We start from the raw sequence: 5,724 nt of genomic DNA, 5'->3' as shown, positions 1-5,724 counted from the left end.
GGTCGCCGATCGGGTTGACTCCCGGGCCCGCGGCGAGCGCATGCCCCGCGAGCGCGTGCAGGCACTTGACTCGCGTCGGCATGCCGCCGGCGGAGATCCCGTCGATCTCTGCGACGAAGCCGTACGCCGCGCGGTCCCCGAGGTACGCCTCGTGGGCGCGACGATACGCGGCCGCGACCTCCTCGTCGGCGAGCTCGGCGGCCAGCTCGGGCATGACGTGGTCGGCCTCGAGCATCGACATCGCGGCGGTCGCCGCGGGATGCGTGAGGTAGTAGAACGTGGGGAACGGCGTGCCGTCGGGAAGACGCGGCGACGTCGCCACCACGGTGGGATTGCCGCACACGCATCGCGCGGCGATTCCGACGACGCCTCGGGCAGGGCGGCCGAGCTGCTCGTGCAGGACGGCGAGGTCGGCTTCGCTGACGGGAGGGAACGGCGGAGTCGTCACGTCGCCAGGGTACCGGTGGCTGCTGGGACGCGGCTGGATCGCCCTGGTCCGCGCGGGGCCGACGTCGCGCCGGCGGATGCCGCTCCCGCGCGTCGATCAGGGTGTCGGGGCGGGCGTCGAACCGGGGTCGGGGACGCCGATCGTCACCGGCGCGACCGTCTGCGCGAGGCCGGACTCGGTCACCGATCGCACGAGCTGCGACATCCAGTCGGTGCGGGTCTGCTCCACCTCGTCGCTCACCGGCTCCTGCTCCTGCGGAGCGAGCTCGGGCGGCAGGTCGTTGTCGACGAGGTAGACGACCTCTCCGGGGCGGACGTAGTACAGCCGCTCGCGCGCCTGCGTCGTGATGTACGCCGGATCGCGCCACCGGTCGCGCTGCGACTCGAGCTCGGCGACCTCCTCGCGGCTGAGCCGGACCGCGGTCTCGAGGGCGGCGATCCGCTGCCGCTGGTCGACGTAGGTGCCGATCGTCGGCACCAGCACGAACGCGGCGAGCACCACGAGGCCGAGCATGATCACCATGAACCCCGACAGGCGGACGCCGCCGAGCCACTCGCGCACGTCGACCGGTCGCCGCGGCGGACGCCGACGGGGCGTCCCGTCGGCGCGCGGGGAACGAGAAGGGGGAGCCGTCGTCTTCGCCACGGCTCCCCCTCTCGTTCAGAACGCTGTCAGCGCATCAGCCCTTGAAGCGCGGGAACGCTCCGCGGCCCGCGAACACCGCGGCCTCGCCGAGCTCCTCCTCGATGCGCAGAAGCTGATTATATTTCGCGACGCGCTCGCTGCGGGCGGGCGCGCCGGTCTTGATCTGACCCGCGTTGACGGCGACCGCCAGGTCGGCGATCGTGGTGTCCTCGGTCTCGCCGGAGCGGTGCGACAGCATCGAGCGGTAGCCGTTCTGCGTCGCGAGCGCGATGGCGTCGAGCGTCTCCGACAGGGTGCCGATCTGGTTCACCTTCACCAGCAGCGCGTTGCCGACGCCGAGGTCGATGCCCCGCTGCAGGCGCTCGGGGTTCGTGACGAACAGGTCGTCGCCGACCAGCTGCACCTTCGAGCCGATCTTGTCGGTGAGCGCCTTCCACGCATCCCAGTCGTCCTCGGCGAGGGCATCCTCGATCGTGACGACGGGGTAGTTCGCGACGAGGTCGGCGAAGTAGTCGGTCAGCTGCTCAGCCGACCACGCCTTGCCCTCGACGGTGTAGACGCCGTCCGTGAAGAACTCGGTCGCGGCGACGTCCAGGCCGACGGCGATGTCTGCACCGGGTGCGAAGCCGGCCTTCTCGATCGCCTGCATGAGGAAGTCCAGGCCCTCGCGGTTGCTCGGCAGGTCGGGGGCGAAGCCGCCCTCGTCGCCGAGGCCGGTGGCGAAGCCCGCGGCCTTGAGCTCGCCCTTGAGGACGTGGTACACCTCAGTGCCCCAGCGCAGCGACTCGGCATAGGTCTCGGCGCCGATCGGGGCGAGGAAGAACTCCTGGAAGTCGATGCCGTTGTCGGCGTGCTCGCCGCCGTTGATGACGTTGAACAGCGGCACCGGGAGCACGTGCGCGTTGGGGCCGCCGAGGTAGCGGAACAGCGGCAGGTCGGCCGAGTCGGCGGCGGCCTTGGCGACGGCGAGCGATACGCCGAGGATGGCGTTCGCGCCCGTGCGCGACTTGTTCTCGGTGCCGTCGGTGGCGATGAGGATCTCGTCGATGACGCGCTGCTCGCTCGCCTCGACGCCCTCGATCGCGGGGCCGAGCTCGTCGATGACGGCGGAGACGGCCTTCAGGACGCCCTTGCCGTTGTAGCGGCCCTTGTCACCGTCGCGCAGCTCGTACGCCTCGAAGGCGCCGGTCGACGCGCCCGAGGGGACGGCCGCGCGCTGGACGATGCCGTCGTCGAGCAGCACCTCCACTTCGATGGTCGGGTTTCCGCGCGAGTCGAGGATCTCGCGCGCGCCTACAGCCTCGATCTGTGCCACAGGGTGACTCCTTGCTTGTGGAGGGTGGGTCGTCGGAGCGTCGTCGGTCCGCCCCCGAGTCTAGTGATGACGGATGCCGGAGCCAGAGGCATCCGTCGTCGCCGGTGTCACACGACCAACGCGATCGCGATGCCGTCGTAGCCCTTCGCATCGAGGGTCTGCAGGGCCGTCGCCTCGAATCGGGGATCGCGGCCCAGCATCTCGAGGCCGCGCTGCACGCCGATGATCTGCGGGTTCTCGGTGGCGGGATTGGCGACCTCGCCGCCGCGCACGGTGTTGTCGACGACGACGACCGTGCCTGGGCGCCCGAGGCGAGCGGCCCAGTCGAGGTAGATCGTGTTCGACTCCTTGTCGGCGTCGATGAAGACGAGGTCGAAGGGCTCTTCGTCGACGAGCGTGGGCAGCACGTCGGCGCCCCGCCCCCGTCGGATCTCGACCTTGGCTCCGACCCCGGCGCGGTCGAGGTTGGCCCGCGCGAGGTCGGCGATGTGCGGCTCCGCCTCGATCGTCACCACGCGACCGTCGTCGGGCACGCCGCGTGCGAGCCAGATCGTGGAGTAGCCGCCCAGCGTCCCGACCTCGAGCACGCGGCGTGCGCCTGAGATCCGCGCGATCAGGTGCAGCAGCTTGCCGTTCACCGGCGCGACCTCGATCGCCGGCAGTCCGGCGTCGTTCTGATCGGCCACAGCGCGCTCGAGCCCCGGCTCGTGTCCGACGAGCGTGTCGGTGAGGTAGGTGTCGACGCGGCGCCAGAGGTCAGGAGTGGGATCGGTCATGGACTCAGCAAATCGGCTGCCCGGTCAGGGCGTCAAGCCTTCGCGCGTTCGACGAGCGCCTGAAGGAGCGCGGCGCCCGTCGCGGCGTCGTCGACCGTCACGACGAAGCTGCGACCGGTGGTGCGCCGTACTTCGAGCCCTTCCCCGGTGCGAAGCACGACGCCGAAGCGTCCAGGCGCCCAGCGCCAGCCCCAGCCGCCGAACTCTGCCATCGGGTTGACGACGACCGCCTCCGCCGACTCGACCTCGTGCAGCGGCACACGGAATCGGGGCACGCCGGTCACCGCCTGCACGCGCAGGCCCGTGTCGTCGACGAAGACCTGGGATGACACACATGACACGACGATCGCCGTGAGCACGAGACCGACGCCGAACAGCACCCAGCCCGCGGGGCCGGCCCGCGCGATCAGTATCCAGACACCGGCCGCAACCATCAGCAGTGAGACGGCGACAAGGATCACCGCGGGAGTGCGTGACATCGTCACAGAGCGCACCCACACCGCGCGCTCGCCGTCGCGCAACGGCAGCGGTGCGGCGGGTGAAGGCCCTGCCTCGGAGGGTTCCGTCCTCGGTTGAGCGAACCAGCCCAGAACGCCCACCGCCACGGCGGCGAGAAGGGCGGCCGGAATCCACAGCGCGGCGCTGGCCGCGGCATCCGTCCCCTCTGTCTGCAGCAGGAGCAGACCCGTGGGCAGCGCCACCATGAAGGCGGACGACGCCGCCAGCAGCGCGCCGATGAAGCGCAGATCGACACCCCGGCCCCGCACGGGAAGGCCACGGGCTTGAGCAGGGGCTTGCCGGGTTCCGCCGAGCGCGAGGCCGCCGATCAGTGTCGAGATGCCGACGCCGAGCACGAAAGTGAGCACCGGGAACGTCCACGCCGGACCGTAGCCGTCAGGTTCGCCGCGGCCGTTCCAGTGGATCGCGACCGTTTCGGGGACGGACGCCAGAACGGCGAGCTGGATGGCAACGCCGACGATGGTCAGCACGAAGGGAACGAGGAGGCCGACCTGGATGAAGCGGCGCCGTGCGCGAGGGTCGGGCTGAGGGTGGTCAACGATCACGGGCGGTCTCCTTCACGAGGGCGGCGAGGGCGTCGGGCGAGAGTCCCGCCGCGCGTGCCCGCGCGACGAGTCGACGGATGTCGTGGTGCAGCTCCTCGAGCGTCTCGGCCTGTGCCGTGACGACGGCGCCGCGTCCGCGGCGGAGCTCGATGAGGCCGTCATCGCGGAGATCCTGGTACGCGTGCAGCACGGTGTGGACGTTCACGCCGAGCGCGGCGGCGATCTCACGCGCCGCCGGCAGTCGTTCGCCCGGCCGCACGCGGCCGGCCGCGGCATCCGCACGTACCGAATCGGCGATCTGCGCGAACAGCGGCGCCTCGCTCTCGGGATCGATGCGCAGCAACACGCATTAACTCTATGACAACTAGAACAATTGTGCACACCCGCCAACCGATTCGGATGATGCAGCGACCTTCGCGATGCTGATGCGCATGCGCGTGACTCCCCGCCGCCTCGCCGTCGGCATGAGCCTGTGGATCCCCAACCTCTTCAGCGGCATCCGCGTGAGGCGCTTCGCCGACGATTGGACGAGCGCGACGGTCGAGCTCCACGTCAACGTCTTCACGCGCAACTACGTCAAGACCGCGTTCGGCGGCTCGATGTCGGCCATGACCGACCCGTACTACTTCATGCTCGTGATGCACCAGCTCGGCCGCGACTACGTCGTGTGGGACACGCGCGGTGAGATCGAGTTCCTCACACCCGGCCGGGGCGTGCTCACGGCGCATTTCGAGGTCTCGCGCGAGAAGGCGCAGGAGCTGCGCGAGCGGGCACGCGGCGGAGCGAAGGTGCTCGAGTGGTTCGAGACCGAGATCACGGATGCCGCGGGCGACGTCGTCGCGCGGGTGCGGCGCGAGGTCTACGTGCGCGAGAAGAAGCGGGTCACGCAGGCCGGCGCGTGACGCGCCGCCCGCGCCGTCAGCGCGCCGCCCGGTAGTCGGTTGCGGTGAAGCCGAGCACTGCGCGGAAGTCGTTCGCGAGGTGCGCCTGATCGGTGTAGCCGAGCTCGGCCGCGATCTCGGCGAGCCCGAGAGTCGGCTGCTCCCGCACCCGCTCCGCGGCCTCCTGCAGGCGCCTGCGCCGGATCATCGCGGCAGGCGGGACGCCCACGGTGCGGTGCGCCAGGCGCTGCAGCGTCCGCACCGACACGCGCATGCGCTCGGCCGCGTCGTCGACGCGCACGATCGCGGAGTCGGTCATGAGCACATCGGACATGGCGTTCGCGAGGTGTCCTTCCGGGGTGGGCGCACCGAGAGTCGACACGAGCCACTCCGCGACGACGCCGCACGCGGCGGCGGGATCGGGCATCTCGGCCGCGACCGCCGCGCGCAGCCACGGCTCCTCGAGCACGATATGACCGTCGACGATCTGGCTCGGCGCATCGTGCAGTCGCGCGAGCGCTGCCGGGCGCAGCAGCGCGCCCACCGCCCAGCCGCTCCCCCGCAGCACGCGCTCGGCGAGCCGGGTCGTCGCTCC

General features: G+C 71.0%; 8 protein-coding genes. 1 reads left to right on the top strand and 7 read right to left on the bottom strand.

Translation table 11 applies throughout. The annotated features are described in order from the left end of the window. From EIO58_RS11595 to EIO58_RS11570, 6 genes are all read right to left on the bottom strand, one after another. On the bottom strand, positions 1-448 hold a 448-nt coding region (locus EIO58_RS11595), incomplete at its 3' end, for a DUF501 domain-containing protein (RefSeq protein WP_164861656.1). Positions 449-544: 96 nt separating this feature from the next. After that, positions 545-1,093 carry an FtsB family cell division protein gene (locus EIO58_RS11590; protein WP_240658765.1) on the bottom strand — a complete coding sequence of 183 codons (549 nt, stop codon included), beginning with the start codon at positions 1,091-1,093 and terminating at the stop codon, positions 545-547. Positions 1,094-1,127: 34 nt separating this feature from the next. Continuing rightward, positions 1,128-2,408 (bottom strand): phosphopyruvate hydratase, encoded by a 1,281-nt coding sequence (gene eno / locus EIO58_RS11585; RefSeq protein ID WP_127819675.1) that lies wholly within the window; start codon positions 2,406-2,408, stop codon positions 1,128-1,130. Between the two features lie 107 nt (positions 2,409-2,515). Then, the gene (locus EIO58_RS11580; protein ID WP_127819674.1) at positions 2,516-3,184 is read right to left on the bottom strand and encodes an O-methyltransferase; all 669 of its coding nucleotides are present in this window, start codon (positions 3,182-3,184) and stop codon (positions 2,516-2,518) included. Positions 3,185-3,216: 32 nt separating this feature from the next. Next, positions 3,217-4,248: a DUF1648 domain-containing protein gene (locus EIO58_RS11575; protein WP_127819673.1), complete on the bottom strand. Its 1,032-nt coding sequence runs from the start codon at positions 4,246-4,248 to the stop codon at positions 3,217-3,219. Beyond that, positions 4,238-4,594 carry a GntR family transcriptional regulator gene (locus tag EIO58_RS11570; RefSeq protein WP_127819672.1) on the bottom strand — a complete coding sequence of 119 codons (357 nt, stop codon included), beginning with the start codon at positions 4,592-4,594 and terminating at the stop codon, positions 4,238-4,240. The genes EIO58_RS11575 and EIO58_RS11570 overlap by 11 nt, the downstream gene beginning before the upstream one ends. 85 nt (positions 4,595-4,679) lie before the next feature. Between EIO58_RS11570 and EIO58_RS11565 the strand changes: the two genes are divergently transcribed. Further along, entirely contained in the window at positions 4,680-5,150 is a 471-nt protein-coding gene (locus EIO58_RS11565) for a DUF4442 domain-containing protein (RefSeq protein ID WP_127819671.1), read from the top strand. 16 nt (positions 5,151-5,166) lie between these two features. Here EIO58_RS11565 and EIO58_RS11560 read toward each other — a convergent pair. Beyond that, on the bottom strand, positions 5,167-5,724 hold a 558-nt coding region (locus tag EIO58_RS11560; RefSeq protein ID WP_164861655.1), incomplete at its 5' end, for an AraC family transcriptional regulator.

Origin of the sequence: Microbacterium sp. CPCC 204701, assembly GCF_004010105.1 — a bacterium.
Taxonomy (GTDB): Bacteria; Actinomycetota; Actinomycetes; order Actinomycetales; family Microbacteriaceae; genus Microbacterium.
This window is presented reverse-complemented; position numbering and strand designations above follow the sequence as displayed.

Coding starts and splice junctions, on each gene's coding strand:
- EIO58_RS11580 (WP_127819674.1), bottom strand. CDS start 3,184: ATGACCGATCCCACTCCTGACCTCTGGCGCCGCGTCGACACCTACCTC.
- EIO58_RS11565 (WP_127819671.1), top strand. CDS start 4,680: ATGCGCGTGACTCCCCGCCGCCTCGCCGTCGGCATGAGCCTGTGGATC.